The following is a 22,448-nucleotide window of genomic DNA, read 5'->3' as shown; positions in this document are numbered from 1 at the left end:
GCCCCCGGACCCCCGGGATATTTTCAAAGCAGAGAAACAGGGGTGACCCTGCGGCACCCGGAACGGATCATTGCCAAGACAGGGCCCATCGTGGTCGTCTGAGGGCATGGGAGCGTGTGATGTCGTCATTGTCGGGGCGGGCACGGCCGGGTGCCTTCTGGCCAACCGGCTGAGCGCCGATTCCGCCACGCGCGTCCTACTGCTGGAGGCGGGCGGGCGCGACACCTATCCCTGGATCCATGTGCCTGCCGGATACCTCTTTACCATGGGCAACCCGCGCACCGACTGGTGTTTCCGGACGGACCCGGTGCCGGGGCTGGCCGGGCGGGCGTTGGCCTATCCGCGCGGGCGCGTGCTGGGCGGCTGTTCGTCGATCAACGGGATGATCTACATCCGCGGCCAGGCCGCCGATTGGGACGGGTGGGCGCAGGCCGGACATCGCGGGTGGGGATGGGACGACATGCTGCCGCATTTCCGCGCCCATGAAGCGTTCTTTGGCGGCGAAGACGTGGCCCATGGCCGGGAGGGTGAGCTGCACGTCAATCGGCAGCGATTGCACTGGCCGATCCTGGATGCGGTCAAGGCCGCTGTCACCGCCACCGGCGTGCCGGAGGTGGCTGATTTCAACCGGGGCGACAATGCCGGCGTCGGCTATTACCACGTGACGCAGCGCGGCGGGTGGCGGCTGTCGGCGGCGCGCGCGTTTCTGCATCCGGTACGGCACCGGACCAACCTGGAGGTCCGGGTGAGCGCCCCTGTGGCGCGCGTCGATCTGGACGGCGGGCGCGCCTGCGGCGTCACGCTGACCGACGGCACGCGGATCGCGGCGCGGCAGGTTGTACTGGCGGCGGGGGCCATCGGCTCGCCGCACCTGCTGGAACTGTCGGGGGTGGGGGATGGCGCGCACCTTCAGGGGCTGGGGATCGAAGTGCGGGCCGACCTGCCGCAGGTAGGGGGCCATTTGCAGGATCATCTGCAGATGCGCCCGGTGTTTCGCGTCAGCGGTGCAGAGACGCTGAACACGCGCAGCGCGGGCTGGCTGGGCAAGGCGCGGATTGCGGCGGAATATGCGCTCCGCCGATCCGGTCCCCTGTCGATGGCCCCCAGTCAGCTGGGGGCGTTTCTCCGCTCTGCCGATCATCTGGCGACGCCGGATCTGCAGTTTCATTTCCAGCCGCTCAGCCTTGAACACTTTGGCGAGAACCTGGACCCGTTCGACGCGATTACCGCCAGCGTCTGCAACCTGCGGCCCCATTCGCGCGGCTCGGTCCACGCGGTGACACCGGACGCGTTGCAGGCCCCCTCGATCCAGCCCAATTACCTGGCGGAGGAGGTCGACCGGAACACCGCCTTGCGTGCCATGCAGATCACCCGCGCCTTGATGCGGCAACCCCCGATGGCCCGCTATGCACCTCGGGAAATCCGCCCCGGCGAGGGGCACGCCGACCGTGACACGCTGCTGACGGAGGTGGCGCGCAATGCCTCCTCCATCTTTCATCCGACGGGCACTTGCGGCATGGGTCGTGTGGTGGACGACCGGTTGCGGGTGCGGGGCATCGGCGGGTTGCGGGTGGTGGACGCCAGCGTCATGCCGACGATTACCAGTGGCAACACCAATGCGCCGGTTCTGGCAATCGCGGAAAAGGCGGCGGCGATGCTGCTGCAAGATCGGAAAAGGGGAGAGGCATGAGCGAGGATACAGACACCGCCCTGCGTGGCCTTGCCGCGTTGGAGGCCGGCGGCTGGGACGCGGCCCATGACATCGCACAGGCCGGACGGGGCGAGGCCTGCGCCTGGCTGCACGCCCATCTGCACCGGGTGGAAGGCGACGCTGGCAATGCTGCCTATTGGTATGCTCGGGCCGGACGCGCGCCCTTTGCCGGGGGCGTGACCGAGGAACGCGGGGCGATGCGGGCTGCGTTCGCCCGATGAGCGCGCCGCAGGTGCGCCAGATCGCGGCGCAGGATACGTTGCCGCTGCGCCAGTCGGTGCTGTGGCCGGATCTGCCCCTGGCGGCGTTGGCGGTGGACGGGGATGCAGACGCGCTGCACCTTGGGGCCTTTGATGGCGGGTTGATCGGTGTCGGGTCTTTCTATCGCGATGGGACCGGCGCGCGGCTGCGCAAGCTGGCGGTTGCTGCCGATCGGCAGGGGCAGGGGATCGGCGCGCGTCTGGTGCGGGCGGGGGCGCGACATCTGGCCGCCCAGGGCGCGCGCCTGCTGTGGTGTGACGCGCGTGTGACCGCAGGGGCGTTCTATACGCGGCTGGGCTTTACGCTTTCGGGGGTGCCCTTTGACAAGTCTGGCGTGACCTACCGCCGCGCCACCCTGCCACTGGACGGGACGCCCGCCGATCCTTAGGTCCGACTACGAAGGAGACCGCCGATGACGAAGCCGCCCCTGACCCTTTACCTTGCCGCGCCGCGCGGGTTCTGCGCCGGTGTGGACCGCGCCATCAAGATCGTCGAACTGGCGTTGGAGAAATGGGGCGCGCCCGTCTACGTCCGCCACGAGATCGTGCACAACCGCTTCGTCGTGGACGGGCTGCGCGACAAGGGGGCCGTTTTCGTCGAGGAGTTGGAGGAATGTCCGCCCGACCGCCCGGTGATTTTCTCGGCCCACGGCGTTCCGAAATCCGTCCCCGCCGCCGCCCAGGCGCGAGAGATGGTCTTTGTCGATGCAACCTGTCCGCTGGTCTCGAAGGTCCATCTGGAAGCCGCGCGCCATCACGACAACGGCCTGCAAATGGTGATGATCGGTCATGCCGGTCACCCGGAAACGGTGGGCACCATGGGCCAGCTCCCCGAAGGGGAGGTTTTGTTGGTCGAAACCCCCGCCGATGTCGCGACCCTGACCCCGCGGGACCCTGAACGCCTGGCCTTCATCACCCAGACCACCTTGTCCGTCGACGACACGGCCGAGGTCGTGGCCGCACTTCAGGCGCGGTTCCCGGCCATCGTCGGCCCCCACAAGGAAGACATCTGCTATGCCACCACCAACCGACAGGAAGCGGTGAAGGTGATGGCCCCCAAGTGCGACGCCATCCTCGTGGTGGGGGCCCCGAATTCCTCGAACTCCAGGCGGCTGGTCGAGGTGGGCGCGCGTGCGGGCTGTGCCTATGCGCAATTGGTGCAGCGGGCGACGGATATCGATTGGCGCGCGCTTGACGGTATCGGGTCCGTCGGGATCACGGCAGGCGCCTCGGCCCCCGAGGTTCTGATCGACGAGGTGGTGGCTGCCTTTGGTGACCGCTACGACATGACGGTCGAAAAGGTCGTCACCGCCGAGGAAAACGTGGAATTCAAGGTGCCGCGCGTCTTGCGCGAACCGGCCTGACCGTTGCACGATTTGCCCCGCAGGGGGCGGCATCATGGGCACAGACGATCGGCAGGACCTTGGAAATGACGCGCAACGCGCGCTTCTGGCGCGGGGGCGGGCGATGTTCGACCTGCTGGGCGACGATCCGGGGCTGACCTATTATGGACGCACCGTCGGCCTGGCCGCGCCCGACCCGGAGGGGTTGGGCCGTCTGGTGTCGTTGGCCCGGCTGCAGGGCAACGGCAGTTGCTGCAACGTCCCGCACTCCTCCGTTTCCACCCTCCGGCAGCAGGCCGAGGCCCTTGGCCTGGGCGTTGTGCACTATGCGATCTGGGCAGGGGGTGCGCCTGTGGTGGACGCGGCGCGCAAGGAGGTGGCGGGCGACGGCTGGCCGGGCGACCTGTCGATGGTCTGGCTGGATGCGGAAACGCCGGACGATGTCCTTGCCGCCTTTGGTGAGATGGCGCTGGGTTGTGGCGTCCTGCCGCCCGCGCTGGACGTGTTGACCGGGGCCACCCGGCCCGGTGCCGCCTTGTTGGCCGTCGAGCCGTCGGGCCGCGTCGTGGCCTGTGCGGCGGCGGCGGCCTATTACCACCCCGATCACCCGCAGGGGGCGACGACCTGCTGGTGGGGGATGCTGGCGACCCACCCCGACCGCCGGGGCGCGCGCCTGTCCCTGCGACTGGGGGCAGAGGTCACGCTGCGCATGGCGGACCGTTACGGCTTCAGCACCTTCTTTACCGGGGTAGAGCCGGGCAATGCCCCGTCGGAGGCGATCTGCCGCCGCGCGGCCCTGTCTGAAACGGACACCGCGGTCCTGGGGCTTGCCGATCCCGCCCTGTTGCCGGGCGGGCGCATGACCAAGTGACCGCCGCCGGGCGGTCGCACGCGATCGCGCCGCCGTCGCGGTCCAACTGGTAGACGTCCGGCCCGACCCCCCGCAGCGGTTCCTGCGCAAAGGGCCGGTCCAGCCCCGTTGCCGCCCGCGCAATCCACGTCTGCAACGTCCACCGGCACGCAGGCCCCGCCATGGCTGCTGTGACAGAACTGCGCCCAGGCGTGTGGCGCGGCCAACAGGATCACTGCGACCTGGGCGACGGAGCGGGTCATGGTCCCGGACCGAAGCATCGGCTGAGCCTTGGACAAGCGACGCGCGCAGGGGGCGCTCACGTCTGCGCCGCGATCCGTGATCAGATGTGGTTATGCGACCGGATGCCGCACCGCTATTGTCAGTGCATAGGCGGCCGATGCCGCATCCCTCTGCCGATGGAGACGACGATGCCCTACACACTGACCATTCCCCTGACGATGCTGCTAACCCTGCTCATGTCGGTCGCGATCCTGCCGCAGGCGATTTCGGCTGATGCAATGCCGGTGCGTATCGACGCCCCGCTGGACAACTAGGGGCCACGCTGACCTTGCCCGATGGTGTCGCCTCGGGCAGGGTCCCCTCATGCTTTCGATCCAATTCCTGTTGACCGCCCTTGTGGTCGTTCTCACCCCCGGCACCGGGGCGATCTATACGCTGGCCATGGGGCTGGGCCGGGGCCGTGCCGCCGCGCTGGCCGCCGCCACGGGCTGCACGCTCAGCATTCTGCCCGCGCTTGCCGCCGCCGGACTGGGGCTTGCCGCGCTTTTGCATGCCTCGGCTGTGCTGTTCACGGCCGTCAAGCTTGCCGGGGTGGCCTATCTTCTGTGGATGGCCTGGGGCGCGCTGCGCCAGACGGGCGCGCTGGCCGTGAGGCCGGCGGACCGTGTGGCAGAGCCGCTGTGGCGCGTGGCCTGGCGCGGGGTGCTGATCAACGCGCTCAACCCGAAGCTGTCGATCTTCTTTCTGGCGCTGCTGCCGCCGTTCCTGTCCGGCAACCCGGACACGGCCTCGCTGGAACTGGCGGCCATGGGCGCGACCTTCATGGTGATGACCTTCGCGACGTTCGCGGCCTATGGCCTGTTCGCCAGCCATTTCCGCGACTGGCTGATGTCGAGCACCCGCGTCATGGCCTGGCTCAACCGGTCCTTTGCGATGATCTTTGCGGCCCTGGCCGGGCGGTTGGTGCTGGAAAAGGCATAGGTCCTGCAGACCCCCGCAGGCCCCTGTCGGGAATGGGTTTGCCCCCTTGGGCGGGACATGGCATCTGCACGGCATGTCGTCTGACCGCATCCCTTTCTTTGCCCTGATCCTTGGCCTGGCCGGGTTGTTGCCGTTCGCCTGGGGCGCAGTCACCATCTGGTCGCCCATGCTTGCCACACTCACGGCGCAGTGGATCGGCCCGCGTTTTGTCGGGCCCTACGTGGGCCTGTTCTATGGCTCCGTCATCCTGTCGTTCATGTCCGGTGTTCTCTGGGGGTTCGCAACCCGCGCCGAGGGGCGCGTGGCCGCCACGGGCTATGCCCTGTCGGTGCTGCCCGCGCTCTGGGCGTTCTTCATGACCGGGGGCGGGCCGGTGTCGGCGGGCATCGCGTTGATCGCCGGGTTCGTGGGGTTGCTGGGGTTGGACTGGCTGTTCTGGCAGCAGGGCTTGGCCCCGCGCTGGTGGATGAAGCTGCGGATGATCCTGACGGCGGGCGTCGTGGCCTGTCTGTTGCCGGTGGTGTTGTGACGGACGCGCGGACGCTGCGCGTCTACGCCGAACAGGCAGACACCTACGCTGCCGTCTTCGACGGGGATATCCCGCAGGACCTGATCGATTTTGCCGACCTCCTGGCGCCCGGCGGGCAGGTGCTGGACCTGGGGTGCGGACCGGGTGGCATGGCGGCATGGCTGGCCGCGCGCGGCTTTGACGTCACCGCCTGGGACGCCGCGCCTGAAATGGTTGCCCTGGCGGCCCGGCACGCGGGCGTCACGGCGCAACGGCACAGCTTCGATGCGCTGACCGCGACGGCGGCCTACGACGGGCTTTGGGCCAGCTTTTCGCTGCTGCACGCGCGGCGGGCCGACCTGCCGGACCTGATCACCCGAATGGCCCGCGCCACACGCCCGGGCGGTGCGGTCTATATCGCGATGAAGACCGGCACCGGTGAAGGGCGCGACGCGCTGGGGCGCCACTATGCTTACGTCACCGAGGCGGAGCTGACATTCTGGATGAAGGAGGCGGGATTGACCGTCACGACGATACGCCATGGCCACGGCAAGGGGCTGGCCAGGACCGATGACCCCTATGTCACGGTGACTGCCCGTGCCTGAATTGATTGCCTATACCGACGGGGCCTGTTCCGGCAATCCGGGGCCGGGGGGCTGGGGCGCGTTGCTGGTCGCGACCCGCGACGGGGCCGTCGTAAAAGAGCGGGAGTTGAAGGGCGGCGAGCCCGAGACCACCAACAACCGCATGGAACTGATGGCCGCGATTTCGGCGCTGGAGGCGTTGGAGCGGCCCTCGACCCTGACCGTCGTGACCGACAGCGCCTATGTGAAGGGCGGCATCACCGCCTGGCTGCACGGGTGGAAGCGGAACGGCTGGAAGACCTCGACCCGCAAGCCGGTCAAGAACGAGGATTTGTGGCGCAGGCTGGACGACGCGCAAGCCCGCCACTCGGTCGACTGGAAATGGGTCAAGGGCCACGCCGGCCATCCCGAGAATGAGCGCGCCGATGCCCTGGCCCGCGCCGGAATGGCCCCGTTCAAGCCAAAGAAGGGCTGATGCGCCCGGTCGCCTGTCCGGTGGTGCGACGCGGCGCGGCGGTTCTGGCGTGCCACCCTGCGCATGCGGGGGCGCAAGGGGGCAAGGGGGGGATTGCCCCCGCCGCGGTGCCCCGGAAAGGCCCCGTCGGCGACGACAGTCGTCCGGGCGCGGCGGATGATCCGCCCCCCTTTGCCCCGCGCACCCGCCGGGCGCGCGCCACGATCCGGGGACGGGGATGAGCACGATGGCAGAGATCGCCTCCGTCTTTGTTCTGCGCGACGGTGCGGAGACCCCCGAGGTCCTGCTGCTCCGCCGGGTGCATCCGCCGCGCGGGGCCTGGTCGCAGGTCGTGGGCAAGATCGAACCCGGAGAAACCGCCTGGCAGGCAGCCGTGCGCGAACTGGCCGAGGAGACGGGCCTGCGCCCCGACAGCCTCTGGTCCGCCGACTGCCTGGAGCAATTCTATCTGCCCGCCCGCGACCGCATCGTCACCGGCGTGGTGTTCGTGGCCCGTGTGGGACCGGGGGCGGAGCCTCGGCTGAATGCTGAACACGACGCGGCGCGCTGGCTGTCCCTGCCGGATGCCGAAGCCCGCGTCGCGTTTCCCAATCAGCGCCGCCTGCTGCGCGACATCCGCGCCACCTTTTGGGATACCACGCCGCACCCCGACCTGAGGATAGACCTGCCATGACGCTGATCACCGCGCTCGACCTCGCCTCCGTCCTGGTCTTTGCCATCACCGGCGCGCTGGTCGGTGCGCGCGCGCAGCTGGACGTTGTGGGATTTGCCTTCGTTGCCTGCCTGACGGCGGTGGGGGGCGGCACCGTACGCGACCTGTTGTTGGGCCGCGACCCGGTGTTCTGGATCGCCGATGGCACGCCGGTCGCCCTGGCGGCCCTGGTCGCCTTGATCGTCTTCTTCACCCACCATCTTTTGCAATCGCGGCTGACCTGGATCGTCTGGCTGGACGCCGTGGCCCTGTCGGTGGCCGTGGCCGCCGGTGTCGGGGTCGCGGCTGGCCTGGGGCAAGGCATCTGGGTGCAGTTGGTGATGGGGATCGTCACCGGGTCCATGGGCGGGCTGATGCGCGATGTTGTCTGCAACGAGGTGCCGCTGGTCCTGAAACAGGGCGAGCTTTATGTGACCGCAGCCCTGGCCGGAGGGGCCGCAGCCGTCCTGGCGCGAGAGTTGGGGGCAGGACAATGGCCGGTGCTGGCGGCCTGCGCCGCCGTCACCTTCGGGCTGCGGGCGGGCTCCATCCGGTATGGGTGGCGCCTGCCGTCGTTCCGGGCGCGTCCACCGCGAAGCTGACGGCAGGCGCGGGCCTGTGGCAAGAAGCCGGCGTCAGACCCAGCCGAGCTGCCGTAGAGCCAGGGTGTCGTTCCAGATCTTCGTCATGTGTCGGATCTTGTCGTCCTCAAACTGCATGACATAGGCATAGTCGGAGGCGACGGCTTTGCCTGTCGGCTCCACAGGGCCACCGGGGCCGGACTGTGTGCCCTTGAAGATCGCGCTGGCGACCACAGTTTGCCGATCCGCGTCGGTCCCGAAGGCGGTCAACTCGTAGTGGCCATCCGGGATCGGCGTCAGCAGGCCCTGCATCCAGGCGGCATAATCGGCGAGGGTCGTGACCTCCGCCAGAGCATCGGCCTGGCAGGCGAAGCTGCCGTCTTCGTGGCAGTAGCCCTTGCAGACATCCCAACCTTTACCCGTCTCACAGGCCTCGAAGAAATCGCGTGCGGTCTGTTCGATTGTCATCTTGGTATCCTCTTGATGTCCCGCGACAGGATGGATGGGCCGATCGGACAAAGAGCAAGGGACCGGGGTGGAAAATCGCACCCGGGAGGAGCGCGCGCCCGAAACTGGGGCGGGTGCGCGCAAAACTTGAGCGGGCCGTGTCTGCGTCAGCCGGCGGCGATCTCGGCCTGTTGTGCCGGGGGAACCTCGCGCGGGGGGCGGCCGATGGCGTCGCGCAATTCGTCCAGTTCGATGAAATTATCGGCCTGGCGGCGCAGATCGTCGGCGATCATGGGCGGCTGGCTGCGCACGGTCGAACAGACGGACACCCGCACGCCCTTACGCTGAAGCGCGGCCACCAATGGGCGGAAATCACCGTCGCCGGAAAACAAGACAATGTGATCGACATGTTCTGCCGTCTCCAGGGCATCGACCGTCAGCTCGATGTCCATGTTGCCCTTGACCTTGCGGCGGCCCTGGCTGTCGGTGAATTCCTTGGCCGGTTTCGTGACCATGGAAAAGCCGTTGTATTGCAGCCAGTCAACCAATGGACGAATGGGCGAATATTCTTCGTTTTCCAACAGGGCCGTGTAGTAGAAGGCGCGCAACAGCTTGCCACGCCTGACAAATTCCTGACGCAGCAGTTTATAGTCGATGTCGTAACCAAGCGCCTTGGCGGCGGCATAAAGGTTCGAACCATCGATAAACAGCGCCAGGCGCTCATCGCGATAGAACATGTTTTTTCCTTTCGGAGCGGGCCGCCGGTGAGTGAGTGATCCGACGGCTGACTTCCGTGACGGACCTATGTAGTCAGATTGCGCAAACCCGCAATATCCCCCGAGGCCCTTCGTTGATCCTACACCTCATTGCCCTTGGTGCCAATTCTGGCGGCAGCCGCGCCACGAATGCGCGCACTCTGGCCCGTGCGGCCGGTGTGTTGCGGACGACCTTCGGTCCCGGTTTGCGGCTGTCCGATGCCTTTGCGACGCCGGCTTGGCCGCCAGGGATCGGGCCCGATTTCGTCAATGCAGCCGGGTGTTTCCGATCCGCGCTGTCGCCGGGTCAGGTGCTGGCGCGACTGCACCGGATCGAGGCGCGGTTCGGGCGCATCCGGACCCGCCGCTGGGCGGCGCGCAGTCTGGATCTGGACCTGCTTGCCAGCAGCGCGATGGTGCGACCGGATAACGTCACGGCACGCGCGTGGATTGCGCTGGATCCCGGGTGCCAGGCGCAGCGTGTGCCGGACCGGCTGATCCTGCCGCATCCCCGGATGCAGGACCGCGGGTTCGTTCTTTTGCCGCTGGCGCAGGTCGCGCCGGGCTGGCGGCATCCCCTCACGGGGCGGCGCGTGGCCGACATGGCAGCCGCCTTGCCGCCGGCCGCCCGAAGAGGGATAGCGAAACTGGGCCCGATTTAGATTGCAATTGGCCTTGGGACGGTCTTGTCAAGTCCTGACATCGGCGTTAAGTCCTGCCTTCCTGTTTCCCTGCCCGAGGTGCGCCCGATGGCCCGCGTGACCGTAGAAGATTGCGTCGACAAGGTTCCGAACCGGTTCGAGCTGGTGATGCTCGCCGCCCACCGTGCGCGCGAAATCGCAACCGGCTCGCCGATCACCGTGGATCGCGACAACGACAAGAACCCCGTTGTTGCCCTGCGTGAGATTGCCGACGAAACCCAGCAAGCCGACGATCTGCGCGAGCGTCTGATCGAGTCGAACCAGACCCAGATCGAGGTCGACGAACCCGAAGAGGATTCGATGGCCCTGCTGATGGGTGTCGAAAAGGACGCTCCGGCCCAGGACGACATGTCCGAAGAAAAGCTTCTGCGCGCGCTGATGGAGGCGCAGGTTCAGAAGTAAGACCGGCTAAGGGGTAAGCGCGCGCCATGATCGAGGCGGACGACCTGATCGCGCTGGTGCGCGCCTACAATCCCCGGACCGACGCGGCGATGATCCGCGATGCGTTCGCCTACGCGCAGGCCGCCCACGAAGGGCAGACCCGCCGGTCTGGCGAAGCCTATTTTACCCATCCCGTTGCCGTCGCCTGCCTGCTGACGGAACAGCGTCTCGACGATGCGACGATCATCACCGCCCTTTTGCACGACACCATCGAAGACACCCGGTCGACCTATGCCGAGGTGACCGACAGGTTCGGTGCCGAAATCGCAGAGATGGTGGATGGCGTCACCAAGCTGACGAACCTGGAACTGACCTCCTCCGAGACGAAGCAGGCAGAAAACTTCCGCAAGCTTTTCATGGCCATGTCCAAGGACATGCGCGTGATTCTGGTCAAGCTGACCGACCGGCTGCACAACATGCGCACGATCAAGCACATGAAGCCGGAGAAACAGGCGCAGAAGGCCCACGAGACGATGGAGATCTATGCCCCGCTGGCCGGACGCATGGGTATGCAGTGGATGCGCGAAGAGCTGGAGGACCTGGCCTTTGCCGTCCTCAACCCCGAGGCGCGCAATTCCATCCTGCGCCGGTTCGTGTCGCTGCGCCATGAAACCGGCGACGTCATCGTCCGCATCACCCACGACATCGAGGCCGAGCTGGAAAAGGCCGGGACCGAAGCCCAGGTGATCGGCCGGGCGAAACGCCCGTTCTCGATCTGGCGCAAGATGGAAGAGAAGGAAATCGGCTTCTCCCGCTTGTCGGACATCTACGGCTTTCGCATCATCCTCGCGACCGAGGCCGATTGCTACCGGGCACTGGGGGCCATTCACCAACGCTGGCGGTCGGTGCCGGGACGGTTCAAGGACTACATCAGCCAACCGAAATCGAACGGCTACCGGTCCATCCACACGACCGTGTCGGGCCGCGACGGCAAACGGGTCGAGGTGCAGATCCGCACCCGTGAAATGCACGAAGTCGCCGAACGCGGCGTGGCCGCCCATTGGTCCTATCGCGATGGGGTCCGGGCGGAGAACCGCTTTGCCGTCGATCCCGCCGAATGGCTGCGCCAGATGACCGACCGCTTCGAGGAGGCCTCCGACCATGCGGAGTTCATGGAGGCGGTAAAGCTGGAAATGTACACCGATCAGGTGTTCTGCTTCACGCCAAAGGGCGACGTCATCAAGCTGCCCAAGGGGGCGACGCCCATCGACTTCGCCTATGCGATCCACACCCGGATCGGGCACAAGACGGTGGCCGCACGGGTCGACGGGATGCGGGTGCCGCTGTGGACGCGGTTGCGCAACGGCCAGTCGATCGAGGTCGTCACCGCCGAGGGGCAGACCCCCCAGGCGACCTGGATCGACATCGCCACCACCGGTCGCGCGAAATCCGCGATCCGCCGCGCGCTCAAGGCCGAGCGGCGGGTCGGCCACGTCCGCCTGGGCCGCGAACTGGCCCGCGCGGCCTTTGCCCAGGTCGGCAAACGTGCCACCGAGAAAGCCTTGGAAAAGGCCGCCCAGTTGCACCAGCTGGACGGAGAAGAGGACCTGCTCGCCGCGATCGGCGCATCGGAGGTGTCGGCCCGGCTGGTGGTTGACGCGCTCTACCCGGAACTGGCCATGGCGCGCCCCACACCGGATGTCGCCGCCGGCAGCGCCATCGTAGGCCTGGATGCGGGGGCCACCTATGACCGCGCGCCCTGTTGTCAGCCGGTGCCGGGCGAACGCATCGTCGGCGTGACCAACCGGGGCCGCGGCGTCACCGTTCATGCCATCAACTGCCCCCGCATGGTCGAATTCGAGGATCAGACCGATCGCTGGGTCGACCTGCACTGGAACCCGGGCCACCACGCCGCGCGCAATGCCGTGACGCTGGAAATGACGATTTCCAACAATCCGGGCGTGTTGGGGCGGATCTGCACGTTGATTGCAGAGCAGAACGCCAATATCTCGGATCTGCGGTTCGTCGACCGGAAACCCGATTTCTTCCGGCTTTTCATCGACGTGGAGGTGCGCGACGCCGAGCATCTGCATTCCGTCATCGTCGCGGCCGACACCGACAGCGACGTCGCCCAAGTGTCCCGACACCGCGCGACGGCCGACCGGCGCCCGCAGACGGCCGAGGCGCAGGCCTGACCCAAGGGGCGCGCGCCTGCGCCCGAAAGGACTGACACGTGTTCAAACGCCGCGACAGATTGCCGATCTGGCAGGTCGTTCTCCGGGCGCTCTGGCCGCGCGGCGGTTGGGGGCGGGCGGCGCTTTATGTGAAACACAGGGTCCGTCGGTTGCCCGATACCCCGCGCAAGATCAGCCGGGGCATCATGGTGGGCGTGTTCACGACGTTCACCCCCTTTTACGGTCTGCATTTCCTGGTGGCCGCCATCCTGGCCTGGGTCGTGCGTGGCAACATCATGGCTGCGCTGCTTGCGACCTTCTTTGGCAATCCGTTGACCTATGTGCCCATCGGTGTCGTGTCCATGAACCTCGGACACTGGATGCTGGGCACCAACATCAACGCCGAGGTCGACGAGAATATCTTCGACAAGTTCTTCGGCGCCGGAGAGGATCTGCTCTGGAATGCCTGGTACTGGCTGATCGGTGAGCCGGTGAACTGGCGCGCAACGGAACTGTTCTGGCACGATGTCTTCTATCCCTGGCTTGTCGGTGGCCTGCTGCCGGGGATCGTGACGGGCATCGCCGCCTACACGATCAGCCTGCCGCTGATCGAAGCCTATCAGCGGCGCCGGCGCGGGGCGCTCAAGAAAAAGCTGGAAGAAATCCGTCGCAAGGCCGCCCTGCGCGCAGCCGAGAAAGCCGCCACCAAGGCCGAGCGTGCCGCGCGCAAGCATCCGCTCCCGCCCGAAGACGGCCCCGTCTGACCCAACCCGCAAGCGAGGGGTTGGAGAGGGCGGTCCAGTTCCGCTAGGACAGGGCTGAACAACCAAAGAGGCAGACATGGACAGGCTGCGGCTGGGCATCAACATCGACCATGTGGCAACCTTGCGCAACGCGCGCGGCGGGGCCTCTCCCGATCCGGTGCGCGCCGCGATTGCCGCGCAATCGGCGGGGGCCGACGGCATCACCGCACACCTGCGCGAAGACCGCCGCCACATCCGCGATGCCGACATGGCCGCGATCAAGGATGCGATCGAAATCCCGCTCAACTTCGAAATGGCCGCAACCGAAGAGATGTCCCGCATCGCGCGGGCGACCCGGCCCCATGCCGTCTGCCTCGTGCCCGAAAAGCGCGAGGAGCGCACGACCGAAGGCGGGCTGGAGGTCGCGGGCGACGCCAACCGTCTGACCGCCTATATCGCGCCGCTGGTGGACATGGGCGCGCGCGTTTCGCTGTTCGTGGCCGCCGACCCGCGTCAGATCGAGGCCTCGGCCCGTGTCGGGGCCCAGGTCGTCGAGATCCACACCGGCAGCTACTGCGACGCCGTGGACGAAGGCCGCACCGACGCCGCCGCCGCCGAGCTGGAACGGATCATCGCCGCCGCCGCCCAGGCCGCCGACCTGGGGCTGGAGGTCCACGCGGGCCACGGCATCAGCTACGATTCTGTCACACCGCTGGCCGCCATCCCCCAGGTGGTCGAGCTCAACATCGGCCATTTCCTGATCGGAGAGGCGGTTTTCCGGGGCCTGCCCGCCGCGATGGCCGAAATGCGCCGGCTGATGGACCTGGCGCGGCGCGTCGCGTGATGCCGCAGTGGACCTGTCATCGAAACCTCTGGCCCGGGCTTTCTGCGAAGGTTCTGCTGCTTTTGCTCGCCACCGTCCCGGCTCAGGCGCAACAGGTCCATGAGTGCGACACCTGGCAGGCCAATGCGCGCAACATCGACTGGACCGACCCGACCCGCACCTTTGCCAACGGCGCGATCCGCCTCGTGGCACTCGACACCGAAGAACCGGCCGCCGCCGCCTATCACATCCTCGTGACCTTCCCGGACCCGGAGATGAGGTTTCTCGACTGCCGGTTGATTTCCGCAGGCGAGGGGCTGGGCTATGGCGGTCTCTTCCTGTCGCGCGCAAACGCCAGTTACGACCCGGCGCGGGGCCTGACCGTCACGGTGCCCGCCGTCGACGGGCTTGGCGATGCCCGCGTGATCACCTTTACCGTCAACCGCGCCACCGGCACGGTCACCATCCCCTGAGGGCCGCCGATGGACAGCCTCCGCCTTGGTCTTGTGACCTGCGCCGTGATCTGCGCCGCGTCTGCATCCCCTGTCGTGGTCGCGACCGCCAAGGCGCGGGCGCGCAGGGCGGCACTGCGCCTGACCGCCGGCCCGGCACCGTCCGGCGTGGGTCCGATCCGCGACCGGGTGATGTCCGCGACACGCAAGGCCACGTCATGATCCTGGGCATCGGCACCGATCTGGCGAACATCGAGCGGATCGAGGGCGTATTGGATCGCTTTGGTGACCGTTTCCGCAACCGCGTCTTTACCGAGCGGGAGCAGCGCAAGGCCAGGTATCGCGACAAGACCCAGGGCGGCGAGGCCGCGACCTATGCCAAACGCTGGGCCGCAAAGGAGGCCTGCTCCAAGGCCCTGGGCACCGGTCTGCGCATGGGCATCGCCTGGAAGGACATGGCCGTCACCAACCTGCACACGGGCCAACCGGTCATGGCCGTCACCGGCTGGGCGGCAGAGCGGCTGGACGCGATGACACCGGACGGGCACGAGGCGATCATCCATGTTTCGCTGACCGACGATCACCCCTGGGCGCAGGCCTTCGTCGTGATCGAGGCGCGCCCCTTCGCCTGAACCGGCCCGCCCCGGTTGACAGCCGCCGGGGCAGGGGGCAGGGACAGGCTTTCACCACCAAGGCAGGCAGGCATGGCGAGCAAAGTCGAAAAGAAGGACGGCCCCTGGGAAACCGTCAAGACGATCTTCTGGGCGCTGTTGATCGCGGGCGTCTTCCGCACCCTGTTTTTTCAGCCGTTCTGGATTCCATCGGGGTCGATGAAGGACACGCTGCTGATCGGGGATTTCCTGTTCGTCAACAAGATGGCCTACGGCTATTCGCGCCACTCCTGTCCGTTTTCGATGTGCCCGATCTCCGGCCGTCTGCTGGGATCAGAGCCGGAGCGTGGCGACGTCATCGTGTTCCGCCACCCGGTCACCAACGACGATTTCATCAAGCGCCTGATCGGCCTGCCGGGCGACACCGTGCAGATGCAGAATGGCCGCCTCGTGATCAACGGCACTCCGGTTCAGATCGCCGTCGCCGACCCCTTCGTCGAAACGATGGCCCCTCAGGGCCCGCAACAGATCCTGCCGCGCTGCGCCAATTCCCCCGTGGGTGAGGGGGCCGAGTGCATCAAGGAACGTGCGGTCGAGACGCTGCCGGGCGGCCACGCCCATTCGATCCTGAACATCGGCAATTTCCGCACTGATACCACGCCGGTCTACACGGTGCCTGCCGGCCAGTATTTCTTCATGGGCGACAACCGCGACAATTCCTCCGACAGCCGGGTGCCGCGCTCCATCGGGGGGGTCGGATTCGTGCCCTACGAGAACCTGATCGGGCGGGCGGATCGCGTCGTGTTCTCTTCGGCAGGCAGCCGGATGCTGTTCTTCTGGACCTGGCGTCTGGACCGGTTCTTCGAGAAGATCGTCTGATGGCCCCATCCGCGACCGGGGCCGCCGCGCCCCGGTCGCGGCAGCCTGATCCCCTTGCCCGCATCCCTGTCCCGATTCCGAATAACGCCCTGCGGCACAATTTCTGTGCATCCGCCTTTGGCGTTGGGGCTTTTCCGGGCTACGCTGCGTCAAGGGAAGGATTGAGACCTATGGGAACAGGGTCAGCCCAGCCCCCGGACAGTCACGGATCGAGGCCACCGACAAAATGGGCCCGCGCCGATACAGCCGGAGGCCGCGCATGAGCGACGCACAGCTGCGCCGTCCTCTGGGCATCGCCGGAACCGGCGGGCGCGGAGCCTTGCTGTTCTGGACGCTCGCCTTTCAGGTCGTCTCCATCATCCTCGTCTTCGGCGGGCCGCTCGACTCGGCCCCGCTTTGGGCACGGATCGTGTTTCACACGGCCTTCGGCCTCAGCTTCGCGGCCTGGATCGGGGCGATCATCCGGCGCCTGCACGACATGGGGCGCAGCGGCTGGTTTGCGATCCTGTTCTCGATCCCGGTCCTTGGCCTGTGCCTTCTGATCTGGGCGCTTTTCGCAAAGGCCCGGCCCGTTGATCCGTCCCGCTTTCGGGACAGCGCCCGCTACCGCCTGGGCACTGCGTTGCTGGCGGTGCTTGTTCTGGCCATGGCGTCGCGCGCCTTCTGGGCACCGCACCGTATCGGATCGGCCCACATGGAACCGACGCTGCACCGGGGCGAGGTGTTCCTGAACCTGGCCTATGGGTTGGATGGCGTCGGGCCGGGCGATATCGTCACCTTCTCGATGCCTGACGAAACCGGCCGGGAGCGGCTCTATATTTCGCGCGCCATTGCAACGGGCGGCCAGAATGTCGCCATGCAGAACGGGCTGCCGGTGATCGACGGTCAGCCCGCGACCCTGACCTCCCCCCTCTGCGCACCTGCGGGCTGCACCGAGGTTCTGCCCGATGGTACCGCCCACCCGGTCCGCGACGACGGCGATGGGCCGCTGGACACGATGGCCCCTGTGACCGTCCCCGACGGCCATATCTTCGTTCTGGGCGACAACCGCGACGTGGCCCGCGACAGTCGCGTGACGCCTGCAAACGGCGGCTACGGCCCCGTGCCGGTCGCAGCCTTGCGCGGACGGGTCATGATCATGCCCTGGAGCAGCGAATGAAACTTTCGCGCGACCTCGCCGCCTTTCAGGACCGCATTGGCTATGCCTTCGACAGCCCGGACCTGTTGGTGCGCGCCATGACGCACAGCTCGTTTTCGTCGTCTACACGCCCCGACAACCAAAGGTTGGAATTCCTGGGCGACCGTATCCTTGGCCTCGTGATGGCCGAGACGTTGATGGACGCGGACCTGACCGCCAGCGAGGGCCAGCTTGCCCCCCGGTTCAACGCCTTGGTCCGCAAGGAAACCTGCGCCGAAATCGCCCGGGACATCGACCTGGGTGCGGTGCTCAAGCTGGGTAAATCCGAACAGGTCACCGGTGGCCGTCGCAAGATGGCGCTGTTGGGCGACGGGATCGAGGCGCTGATCGCCGCTGTCTATCTCGATGGTGGGTTGGACGCGGCGCGCGCGCTGATCCTGCGGCTTTGGGGCGACCGCCCCGCGCGGGTCGAGGATGACGCCCGCGACGCCAAGACGACGCTGCAGGAATGGGCCCAGGCCCGTGGCATGACCCCGCCGCGCTACGTCGTGCAGGGCCGCGACGGACCCGACCACGCGCCGGTGTTCCGCATTCAGGCAGAGCTGGAAAATGGCCAGACCGCCGAAGGCTGCGCCAGCGCGAAACGCGCCGCCGAACAGGCGGCGGCCAAGGCCCTTCTGGCAAAACTGGACCAGACGTCCTAAATCGACTGACGCGCGGATGCGCACCCTCAGCCCTGCGCCCGAAAGGCCCTTCATGAGCGATCAGACCCAGACCCAACGCGCCGGCTTCGTCGCCCTGATCGGAGAGCCGAACGCCGGCAAATCGACCCTGCTCAACCGGATGGTCGGGGCCAAGGTGTCGATCGTCACCCACAAGGTTCAGACGACCCGCGCCCGCATCCGTGGCATCGCGCAGGAAGGCGCGTCACAGCTGGTCTTTGTCGACACGCCCGGTCTGTTCCGTCCGAAACGTCGCCTCGACCGTGCCATGGTCGCCGCCGCCTGGACCGGGGCCGCCGATGCCGATGTCGTCGTCCTGCTGATCGAGGCGCATCGTGGCCTGACCGAGGGCGTCGAGGCCATTCTCAAGGGGCTGGATGAACGGCGCGAAGGCGACACCCCGGTTCTGCTGGCCATCAACAAGATCGACCGCGTGCAGGCCGACCGCCTGCTGGCGCTGACGCAAAAGATGAATGACCGCTATCCCTTTGCAGGGACCTTCCTGATCTCTGCCGAAAAGGGCCACGGCGTCGACGACCTGCGCCTCGACTTGGCCAACCGCGTGCCCGAAGGTCCCTGGCTCTACCCCGAAGACCAGATTGCCGACGCGCCGCTCCGCGCCATCGCCGCCGAAATCACGCGCGAGAAACTGACCCTGCGCCTGCATCAGGAACTGCCCTACCAGTTGACCGTCGAGACCGAAGCCTGGGAAGACCGCCCCGACGGATCAGCCCGGATCGACCAGGTGATCTATGTCATCCGCGACGGCCACAAAGGCATCGTCTTGGGCCGCAAGGGCGAGACGACCAAGGCCGTGGGCCAGGCCGCCCGCGCCGAGTTGGAGGCTTTCCTGGGCCACCGCGTCCACCTGTTTCTTCAGGTCAAGGTCCGGCCCGGTTGGCTGGACGAGGCGGAACGCTTCGACGCCATGGGCCTTGATTTCAAGGATGGCTGAGACCCCGGCGCAGGCTCCGATATCCGACCCGCAGAACCGGGGGCGCGGAGAACCTTGGACGACCAAAGATGTTGGTGGGCCCGCGACAGGGTCTGCTGCGCTTTCTCCGTCGATCGGCCCGAGGAAACCCCGGCGTGCCGCGCGCGCTTTCGCCCAATGACGCGCCTCACCGCCTCGTTCTGGGTTTCCGCCTATCGCAAGCGGCTGGACCTGCACGGTATTCCCTGTTTCGTGACCCGGCACGGCGACGACACCTCTGGCGCGGTGCTGGTCAAACTCAACACCCTCGACGGGCAGGCGCGCGTGTTCCAGCGCAGCTTTGACCTGATGACCGGCGACCGCGCCTGGATCACCCTGACGGAAGGCGAGGAACGGTCCTGCGATGCGACCTGCGCCCGGCAGGCGGGCTTCGATCCCGATCTCTGGGTCCTGGAGGTGGAGGACCGCCAGGGCCGCCATCTTCTGGACGAGGACGGGCTGGCATGAGGCGCGCGCCATGATCGAGTGGCGCGACCAGGGCCTGCTGCTCGCGGTCCGCCCCCATGGTGAAACCGCCGTCATCGCCGAAGTCTTTACCCGTGCCCATGGCCGCCATCTGGGCATCATCCATGGTGGTCGGTCCCGCAAAAAGGCGGCGGCGCTGCAGCCGGGGAACGATCTGGCCGTCACCTGGCGCGCCCGGCTCGACAGCCACCTCGGCACCTTTGCGGCGGAACCCCTGCGCACCCGCGCGGGCGACGTGCTGTCCGACCCGCTGCGTCTTGCAGGTCTGACCACCACCTGCGCGCTGGCCGCTTTCGTCCTGCCGGAACGCGAGGCGCTGCCCGACTTCCAGGCCCGGACCGACAGCCTGGCCGACGCCCTGGCCGAGGGCGCGGGCTGGCTGCGTGACTATGTGTTCTGGGAAATGGCCCTGTTGGCAGAAGCGGGCCTGCGTCTGGACCTCAGCGCCTGCGCCGCCGGCGGTGGGGCGAACGATCTGGCCTATGTCTCGCCCCGCACCGGGCGCGCCGTCAGCCGGACCGGGGCAGGGGCCTGGGCCGATCGCCTGCTGCCCTTGCCAGAGATGCTGCTCGGTGGTCCTGCGACCCTGCCGCAGGTGCTCTCTGCGCTGGACCTGACGGGTCACTTTCTGCACCACCACCTGGCCCCGACGCTGGGCGACCGCCCCGTACCCCCCGCCCGTGCGCGCCTGATCGACGCGCTGCGGCGCGCGGGTTAGCGGGCCTCGAACACCATGCGCGGACCGTCGTTGTCAGACAGGATCAGAACCGGGCCCTGCACCTCTGCCAAGGTCACCTCGCCCAAGGCGGCAAGGAACTCCGCCTCTGCGTCCAATGCCGGACAGGCCATCCGCGTGGCCGCGATCGGGCCGATTTCGACCCAGGGATAGGGCACGGATTGGGACGCCGTGTATCGGTTGCAGGGGGCCTGACCTGTGACGATGCCCGGCTCCGGAAAGGCGATGGTCGCGGTCCCGGCAAAGGCCGCGCCGTTCATCTCGGTCAGGTGGTAGGTCGCCGCGATGGCGTAGCCGGAGATGGTCTCATCGGGGCAGAACCAGGCAAGCCCGAAGAAGAAGGCGACGGAACAGAGCATTCGGTTCCCCTAACAGGTCCACCGGGGCGGGTCACGACGGGCCGGGTCGCAGCACTGCCAAGGGGCCGCACGAGACGGCCCTGTTTTGCCCCAAAACGTGAACTCCAGCGCCGATGTTTCCGCCAAAACGGGGCAAATCATCCCAGCAGACGGCGGGCGATGACCTGCGCCTGAATCTCGGCCGCGCCCTCGAAGATGTTGAGGATCCGCGCATCGCAGAGAATCCGGCTGATCGGATATTCCAGCGCAAATCCGTTGCCACCGTGGATCTGAAGCCCGTTGTCAGCGCAGGCCCAGGCGACCCGCGCCCCCAGCAGCTTGGCCATCCCGGCCTCCAGGTCGCAACGGCGGTCGTTGTCCTTTTCGTGGGCCGAGAAATAGGTCAGCTGGCGCGCGACCATGATCTCGACCGCCATCATGGCCAACTTGTTGGAAACGCGTGGGAATTCGATCAGGGACTTGCCGAATTGCTTGCGGGTCTCGGCGTAGGCCAGCGCCTCGTCCAGGGCGGCCTGGGCCACGCCGATGGCGCGGGCGGCGGTCTGGATGCGGGCACTTTCGAAGGTCTGCATAAGTTGTTTGAAGCCCTGACCCTCGGCCCCACCCAGCAGGTTTTCCCCCTTTACGGCGAAATCATCGAAATTGACCGTGTATTCCTTCATGCCGCGGTAACCCAATACCTCGATTTCTCCGCCGGAGATCCCGGGATCCTGCCAGGGTTCCGCATCCGTGCCCGGCGTCTTTTCCGCCAGAAACATGGACAAGCCCTTGTAATCGTTGGTGTCCGGGACGGTCCGTGCCAGCACGGTCATCATATGCGTCCGGGCGGCATGGGTGATCCAGGTCTTGTTGCCGTTGACGACCCAGTCGCCCGCGTCATTCTTGACCGCCCGCGTCCTCAGCGACCCTAGGTCCGAGCCGGTGTTGGGCTCCGTAAAGACGGCCGTCGGCAAGGTCTCACCGCTCGCAAGTCGCGGAAGCCACTTGGTTTTCTGCTCTTCGGTGCCGCCACACAGGATCAGTTCGGCGGCGATTTCCGACCGGGTGCCCAGGCTGCCGACGCCGATATAGCCGCGCGACAGTTCCTCCGACACGACACACATGGACGCCTTGGGCATGCCAAGGCCGCCGAATTCCTCGGGGATCGTCAGGCCGAACACACCCATTTCCGCCATTTCTTCAATGACTTCCATCGGGATCAGCTCATCCTTCAGGTGCCACTCGTGGGCATGCGGCTTGATGCGGTCGTTGGACCAGCGGCGGAATTGGTCGCGGACCATCTCCAGCTCTTCATCCAGACCGGTGGCCCCAAAGGTCGCATTGGCGGTCTGATCGCGCATCAGGATGACGAGACGGCTGCGCGCGGCCTGGGTATTACCTTGATTGCAAAGAGACATCACGGCGGGAACCATCATGTCGCGCTGATCTTGCTGGGTCAGGCCGATGTCTTGCGGGCGCAGGATTTCGGTCTGGCTCATCGGGATGCCGCCATAGATCTGCCAGAGGTATTCGCCAAAAGCGATCTGATGGATCAGTTGCTCGGTTTCGCCAAAGCGGCCATCGGCGTCCAACCGTTCCGCCCATTGCTGCATCTGCGCAAGGGCCTGCCCGTAGGTGGCAAGCCAGGCAAAGCCATGGGCCGCTGTCTGATCCGCCTCCAACAGGTCGGCACGGACGCGCCCGTCGACGGTGACCCTGTCGGAAATGGTGGATTTCGCTTTCTTCACAAGGGCTTCGACGGCTGCTACCGCACTCGCGGTCAGCGTCAGAAGGTCGGGCAGAAGAACGGGGGCAGGGGCATCTGTCTTTGGCATGGTCTGTCCATCGTGGGGCATTTGCGG

30 protein-coding genes are annotated in these 22,448 nt (G+C 67.0%); 26 read left to right on the top strand and 4 right to left on the bottom strand.

Translation table 11 applies throughout. The features are described from left to right. The first annotated feature begins 106 nt into the window (after positions 1-106). The 12 genes from K3551_RS16265 to K3551_RS16210 all read left to right on the top strand — a co-directional run bounded on the left by K3551_RS16265 (position 107) and on the right by K3551_RS16210 (position 8,248). Positions 107-1,690: a GMC family oxidoreductase gene (locus K3551_RS16265; RefSeq protein WP_259915693.1), complete on the top strand. Its 1,584-nt coding sequence runs from the start codon at positions 107-109 to the stop codon at positions 1,688-1,690. Further along, complete coding sequence (locus K3551_RS16260; protein ID WP_259915690.1) at positions 1,687-1,932, top strand: hypothetical protein; 246 nt, start codon at positions 1,687-1,689, stop codon at positions 1,930-1,932. Before K3551_RS16265 ends, K3551_RS16260 begins: the two co-directional genes overlap by 4 nt. Next, positions 1,929-2,360, top strand: a complete 432-nt coding sequence (locus tag K3551_RS16255; protein ID WP_259915687.1) for a GNAT family N-acetyltransferase — start codon at positions 1,929-1,931, stop codon at positions 2,358-2,360. The genes K3551_RS16260 and K3551_RS16255 overlap by 4 nt, the downstream gene beginning before the upstream one ends. A 24-nt stretch (positions 2,361-2,384) precedes the next feature. Beyond that, on the top strand, positions 2,385-3,335 hold the full coding sequence (ispH, locus tag K3551_RS16250; protein WP_259915686.1) for a 4-hydroxy-3-methylbut-2-enyl diphosphate reductase: 951 nt from the start codon (positions 2,385-2,387) through the stop codon (positions 3,333-3,335). A gap of 34 nt (positions 3,336-3,369) precedes the next feature. After that, a complete protein-coding gene (locus tag K3551_RS16245) occupies positions 3,370-4,185 on the top strand; it encodes an N-acetyltransferase (RefSeq protein ID WP_259915684.1) in 816 nt (271 codons plus the stop codon). 410 nt (positions 4,186-4,595) lie between these two features. Then, positions 4,596-4,721 carry a hypothetical protein gene (locus K3551_RS16240; protein WP_259915681.1) on the top strand — a complete coding sequence of 42 codons (126 nt, stop codon included), beginning with the start codon at positions 4,596-4,598 and terminating at the stop codon, positions 4,719-4,721. 49 nt (positions 4,722-4,770) lie between these two features. Then, positions 4,771-5,388, top strand: coding sequence for a LysE family translocator (locus K3551_RS16235; protein ID WP_259915679.1), 618 nt, complete (start codon positions 4,771-4,773; stop codon positions 5,386-5,388). A 73-nt stretch (positions 5,389-5,461) separates the two neighbouring features. Continuing rightward, positions 5,462-5,917, top strand: coding sequence for a DUF3429 domain-containing protein (locus K3551_RS16230; RefSeq protein WP_259915677.1), 456 nt, complete (start codon positions 5,462-5,464; stop codon positions 5,915-5,917). Continuing rightward, positions 5,914-6,501, top strand: a complete 588-nt coding sequence (locus K3551_RS16225) for a trans-aconitate 2-methyltransferase (RefSeq protein WP_259915675.1) — start codon at positions 5,914-5,916, stop codon at positions 6,499-6,501. The genes K3551_RS16230 and K3551_RS16225 overlap by 4 nt, the downstream gene beginning before the upstream one ends. Next, positions 6,494-6,955 (top strand): ribonuclease HI, encoded by a 462-nt coding sequence (gene rnhA, locus K3551_RS16220; RefSeq protein WP_259915673.1) that lies wholly within the window; start codon positions 6,494-6,496, stop codon positions 6,953-6,955. Before K3551_RS16225 ends, rnhA begins: the two co-directional genes overlap by 8 nt. Before the next feature lie 217 nt (positions 6,956-7,172). Next, positions 7,173-7,628 carry an NUDIX pyrophosphatase gene (locus tag K3551_RS16215; protein WP_259915672.1) on the top strand — a complete coding sequence of 152 codons (456 nt, stop codon included), beginning with the start codon at positions 7,173-7,175 and terminating at the stop codon, positions 7,626-7,628. Next, positions 7,625-8,248 carry a trimeric intracellular cation channel family protein gene (locus K3551_RS16210; RefSeq protein ID WP_259915670.1) on the top strand — a complete coding sequence of 208 codons (624 nt, stop codon included), beginning with the start codon at positions 7,625-7,627 and terminating at the stop codon, positions 8,246-8,248. The genes K3551_RS16215 and K3551_RS16210 overlap by 4 nt, the downstream gene beginning before the upstream one ends. A 33-nt stretch (positions 8,249-8,281) precedes the next feature. Here the strand turns inward: K3551_RS16210 and K3551_RS16205 are convergent, their stop codons facing one another. Both K3551_RS16205 and K3551_RS16200 read right to left on the bottom strand, forming a co-directional pair. Next, positions 8,282-8,695: an ester cyclase gene (locus tag K3551_RS16205; protein WP_259915668.1), complete on the bottom strand. Its 414-nt coding sequence runs from the start codon at positions 8,693-8,695 to the stop codon at positions 8,282-8,284. Between the two features lie 146 nt (positions 8,696-8,841). After that, positions 8,842-9,411 (bottom strand): NYN domain-containing protein, encoded by a 570-nt coding sequence (locus K3551_RS16200; RefSeq protein ID WP_259915666.1) that lies wholly within the window; start codon positions 9,409-9,411, stop codon positions 8,842-8,844. 113 nt (positions 9,412-9,524) lie between these two features. On the opposite strand from K3551_RS16200, the gene folK reads away from it, so the two are divergent. The 14 genes from folK to recO all read left to right on the top strand — a co-directional run bounded on the left by folK (position 9,525) and on the right by recO (position 20,230). Beyond that, positions 9,525-10,091: a 2-amino-4-hydroxy-6-hydroxymethyldihydropteridine diphosphokinase gene (gene folK / locus K3551_RS16195; protein WP_259915665.1), complete on the top strand. Its 567-nt coding sequence runs from the start codon at positions 9,525-9,527 to the stop codon at positions 10,089-10,091. Positions 10,092-10,178: 87 nt separating this feature from the next. Continuing rightward, the gene (gene rpoZ, locus K3551_RS16190) at positions 10,179-10,532 is read left to right on the top strand and encodes a DNA-directed RNA polymerase subunit omega (protein WP_220747205.1); all 354 of its coding nucleotides are present in this window, start codon (positions 10,179-10,181) and stop codon (positions 10,530-10,532) included. 26 nt (positions 10,533-10,558) lie between these two features. After that, positions 10,559-12,706 carry a bifunctional (p)ppGpp synthetase/guanosine-3',5'-bis(diphosphate) 3'-pyrophosphohydrolase gene (locus K3551_RS16185; RefSeq protein ID WP_259915661.1) on the top strand — a complete coding sequence of 716 codons (2,148 nt, stop codon included), beginning with the start codon at positions 10,559-10,561 and terminating at the stop codon, positions 12,704-12,706. A gap of 38 nt (positions 12,707-12,744) precedes the next feature. Further along, positions 12,745-13,449 (top strand): DUF2062 domain-containing protein, encoded by a 705-nt coding sequence (locus K3551_RS16180; protein WP_259915660.1) that lies wholly within the window; start codon positions 12,745-12,747, stop codon positions 13,447-13,449. 76 nt (positions 13,450-13,525) lie between these two features. Then, positions 13,526-14,272: a pyridoxine 5'-phosphate synthase gene (locus K3551_RS16175; RefSeq protein WP_259915658.1), complete on the top strand. Its 747-nt coding sequence runs from the start codon at positions 13,526-13,528 to the stop codon at positions 14,270-14,272. A 62-nt stretch (positions 14,273-14,334) separates the two neighbouring features. Further along, on the top strand, positions 14,335-14,724 hold the full coding sequence (locus K3551_RS16170; RefSeq protein ID WP_259915655.1) for a hypothetical protein: 390 nt from the start codon (positions 14,335-14,337) through the stop codon (positions 14,722-14,724). A gap of 9 nt (positions 14,725-14,733) precedes the next feature. Further along, entirely contained in the window at positions 14,734-14,925 is a 192-nt protein-coding gene (locus K3551_RS16165; protein WP_259915653.1) for a hypothetical protein, read from the top strand. Next, complete coding sequence (acpS, locus tag K3551_RS16160) at positions 14,922-15,335, top strand: holo-ACP synthase (RefSeq protein ID WP_259915651.1); 414 nt, start codon at positions 14,922-14,924, stop codon at positions 15,333-15,335. Before K3551_RS16165 ends, acpS begins: the two co-directional genes overlap by 4 nt. A gap of 72 nt (positions 15,336-15,407) precedes the next feature. Beyond that, positions 15,408-16,193 (top strand): signal peptidase I, encoded by a 786-nt coding sequence (gene lepB / locus K3551_RS16155; RefSeq protein WP_259915649.1) that lies wholly within the window; start codon positions 15,408-15,410, stop codon positions 16,191-16,193. A gap of 259 nt (positions 16,194-16,452) precedes the next feature. Further along, positions 16,453-17,352 (top strand): signal peptidase I, encoded by a 900-nt coding sequence (gene lepB / locus K3551_RS16150; RefSeq protein ID WP_259915636.1) that lies wholly within the window; start codon positions 16,453-16,455, stop codon positions 17,350-17,352. Beyond that, a complete protein-coding gene (gene rnc, locus K3551_RS16145; RefSeq protein ID WP_259915626.1) occupies positions 17,349-18,035 on the top strand; it encodes a ribonuclease III in 687 nt (228 codons plus the stop codon). The genes lepB (K3551_RS16150) and rnc overlap by 4 nt, the downstream gene beginning before the upstream one ends. 52 nt (positions 18,036-18,087) lie before the next feature. Continuing rightward, positions 18,088-19,008: a GTPase Era gene (gene era, locus K3551_RS16140; protein WP_259915625.1), complete on the top strand. Its 921-nt coding sequence runs from the start codon at positions 18,088-18,090 to the stop codon at positions 19,006-19,008. 156 nt (positions 19,009-19,164) lie between these two features. Beyond that, on the top strand, positions 19,165-19,494 hold the full coding sequence (locus K3551_RS16135; RefSeq protein WP_259915606.1) for a DUF1491 family protein: 330 nt from the start codon (positions 19,165-19,167) through the stop codon (positions 19,492-19,494). Between the two features lie 10 nt (positions 19,495-19,504). Then, positions 19,505-20,230: a DNA repair protein RecO gene (recO, locus tag K3551_RS16130; RefSeq protein ID WP_259915603.1), complete on the top strand. Its 726-nt coding sequence runs from the start codon at positions 19,505-19,507 to the stop codon at positions 20,228-20,230. Here recO and K3551_RS16125 read toward each other — a convergent pair. Both K3551_RS16125 and K3551_RS16120 read right to left on the bottom strand, forming a co-directional pair. Next, on the bottom strand, positions 20,227-20,607 hold the full coding sequence (locus K3551_RS16125) for an META domain-containing protein (protein WP_259915602.1): 381 nt from the start codon (positions 20,605-20,607) through the stop codon (positions 20,227-20,229). The two genes, recO and K3551_RS16125, sit on opposite strands and share 4 nt — an antisense overlap. Before the next feature lie 137 nt (positions 20,608-20,744). Beyond that, on the bottom strand, positions 20,745-22,442 hold the full coding sequence (locus tag K3551_RS16120) for an acyl-CoA dehydrogenase family protein (RefSeq protein WP_259915600.1): 1,698 nt from the start codon (positions 22,440-22,442) through the stop codon (positions 20,745-20,747). Between the last annotated feature and the right edge of the window lie 6 nt (positions 22,443-22,448).

It is taken from the genome of Jannaschia sp. M317, from assembly GCF_025141175.1.
GTDB lineage: Bacteria > Pseudomonadota > Alphaproteobacteria > Rhodobacterales > Rhodobacteraceae > Jannaschia.
This window is presented reverse-complemented; position numbering and strand designations above follow the sequence as displayed.